The organism is Varibaculum sp. (assembly GCF_008661855.1).
GTDB lineage: Bacteria > Actinomycetota > Actinomycetes > Actinomycetales > Actinomycetaceae > Varibaculum > Varibaculum timonense_A.
In genome coordinates this window covers 1-2,586 of sequence record NZ_RPZY01000036.1, presented here as the reverse complement: position 1 = coordinate 2,586, position 2,586 = coordinate 1, and the positions used below count along the sequence as shown (strand labels likewise).

The 2,586-nt window shown below is 49.6% G+C and carries 2 protein-coding genes and 1 pseudogene; 2 read left to right on the top strand and 1 reads right to left on the bottom strand.

From position 1 onward, the window contains the following. A pseudogene (locus tag QZT94_RS04680) lies at positions 1-864 on the top strand (hypothetical protein); the annotation flags it as partial. Positions 865-878: 14 nt separating this feature from the next. Here the strand turns inward: QZT94_RS04680 and QZT94_RS04675 are convergent. Then, on the bottom strand, positions 879-2,006 hold the full coding sequence (locus QZT94_RS04675) for a hypothetical protein (RefSeq protein ID WP_296773225.1): 1,128 nt from the start codon (positions 2,004-2,006) through the stop codon (positions 879-881). A 269-nt stretch (positions 2,007-2,275) separates the two neighbouring features. Here QZT94_RS04675 and QZT94_RS04670 point away from each other — a divergent pair, with 269 nt between their 5' ends. Then, positions 2,276-2,536, top strand: a complete 261-nt coding sequence (locus QZT94_RS04670; RefSeq protein WP_296773224.1) for a hypothetical protein — start codon at positions 2,276-2,278, stop codon at positions 2,534-2,536. Positions 2,537-2,586: the final 50 nt, after the last annotated feature.

Genomic DNA, 2,586 nt, shown 5'->3' with positions numbered 1-2,586 from the left:
GTGCAAATACAGCCCATTATACAGCCGTTTAGGGTGCCTGGAAGCCATACGAAGCACGGAGACATTGTAACAGCTTGGCACAATGCAGATGCTCCATTACACACGATTGAGGAGCTGAATCGGTATGCTAGTAAGCCGACACTGAAGTACCTCAATTCGGGGGTGTCGCAGGAGGAAGCGCAAGTGCTGGACAAAGGGGCGTACTCCACGAATAGGCTCACCAAAGCAAGAGCTAAAGAGCTGTACCCCGAATGGTACCAAAGGCGCATCGTGGAGGGCGCACCTCGCAAGACGTGGAATGTACATAGGGGGCTGTACGATTGGTGGAAGAATATGCTGTGGACGAACGAAAAGGTGGCTGTTGGTCATCGCTACCACTGCATCATGTTCCTCGCCGTCTATGCTCGTAAGTGTAACGTGCCGTTTGAGGAGCTTAAACGGGATGCTCTAGAGTTTGTGCCACGTATGGAAGCTCTAACGGGTAACACGGGCAGGCACTTCACTGAGCGGGATGCTCTAGACGCTCTAAAAGCATACAAGGAGAGCTCAGAGACCTATCCCCGCCAGCTGGTAGAGGATAGGACGGGGCTGAGAATAGAACCTAATAAGCGCAATGGACGAGACACTGCGACACACTTAGAAAGAGCAAGAGCTGTGCAGGAAATAGACTACCCCGATGGGTCTTGGCGAAACGTGGACGGCAGACCCAAAGCCACGAAAGAGAATAGCCCCCACTATGCCAAGGTGCAGGAGTGGAGGGATAGAAACCCAAACAGCACGAACAAGAGCCGTTGCGCTAGAGAAACGGGGCTTGACCGAAAGACTGTGCGTAAGTGGTGGCAAAGCGCTTGGGATTCGCTTTAAAGAGCATCGAGTGGTCAAATCTTGCGCCCCCTTCGTTCTTGTCTCTTTTGCAAAACGTGCTGCTCTCTGCGTCTGTCTATGTCTCTAGCCTGCCCCGCATTGCGCTCTCTGACAGCTTGTGCCTGCCTTTGTATGTCAGACGTAGGTACCACAACCTTGGGTGCTCTTACCTGCTCTATCGTCTGCCCATCGAGCAATAGCTTCCCCCTTACCCTATCAGCTGTACATCTCACTCCTTTGTCCATCACACCTCTAGGCGATGCCCATATCAGCAGGGCTAAGTCTCCGAGTCTATTCCCAAAGTCTCTAAACCAATCCTTGCATTCGCCCCAAAACGATTTAAAGGCACCTTTTAGCCCGAGTTCCTCCAATAGCCCACCATCTTCTATCCTTTGAGCCGTTATGCTCTCTCTGCGCTCCTCAGACCCCTTAAAAGCTTTTTTGTAATCATTCGCTAGCCCTCCAAACATCTTGCATTCTGCTAGAATCTGCTTTGACGCTACCTGCTCCACCTGCTTGGCTTCGGCTTGTGCCTGCGCTCGTGCTTCCTCTTCTTTCATCGTTTGATCTTTAAGGGTTTGGAGACGTAGCCCTTCGGCTTGATTCTTGTATTGTATCGCTCCGAGGTGTTTAATGTCGCTACTCTCTCCCCTAACCATCTGTAGGCAGTCCGCCACCATCGTCTGCATCTCTGCCATATCTTGCTTGCTAAGCTTGATACTCTTGCCCGTGTCGTGGTTCACCCAATCAAACACTATATGAGCGTGTAGGTTCGGCTTCCACGCTCCCTCGCTATCTGTATGCCCCTCGTCCTTGTGGGTGTATATCTGTAGCGTCTTAATTCCCCAGCGTTGTTCTATTGCATCTGCAAGACCCTTTAATTGTTCAATCGTGGTGTCTTGTCGGATTACTATTACCCCCTCTCTTATCGGGGTTGCTTTCGCCTGCATAGCTCGCCCCGTTTTTCCCTTTACAAGGGTTCGGAGTTGTTCAAGATGCGCAGGTAAATCTGCTACGCCAACCCAACTCTCGTTTTGGTGAGAGAGGTCGGGTCGCACATAGTCTAGATGCTTCAGCCGTTGATTGTGCTGTTCGCTACTGCCGATTTTACATGGCTCAATATGGATACTTGTCTTGCTCATGGCTTATACTTTTTGGTCAACTTTAGGGGGTGCTGGGGGTGTCCTCCATGCCCCTCGGAGAGCACACAACTACGTATGTAGTTATAGTGTGCTATAACTAGTGAATAGCTAGTGTCCGCTCAAAGTTACGGATAACGATTTTATTGGACAACTTTTAGTCGCCCTCATCACACCCTTTTTGGGAGCTGAAATTTCCCCCAGCGGTCAGATGTGTGTTCGGAAAATTCTCTATATTTGCAGAGAATACAAACAAATAGAATATAATAGAAGTGGATAACATTGAGCTAAAGGCATCAACATCAATTAGAATTGATGCAAGCGTACTCCAGCAGATACGCAGTGAAGCAAGGGCTGAGAATAGGAGCTTAAGCAACTACATCGAGACCTTGCTCTACAGAATGGGGTATAGACCTTATAATGCCGAGACGGCAGAAGCCTGCATAGAAGCTAAGAGCGGTCGCTATGCTGGCTCCGTGGATACTGCTACTCGCGAAACAATAGAAGCGTCTCTGTGGGATGAAGAAGCGTAGGCTGGTATATACTACCAAGTTTAAGAAAGACCTCAAGCGATTTAGAAACG

Bases quoted from the DNA above. Each gene is read 5' to 3' on its own strand.
- QZT94_RS04675 (WP_296773225.1), bottom strand. From the start codon at position 2,006: ATGAGCAAGACAAGTATCCATATTGAGCCATGTAAAATCGGCAGTAGC.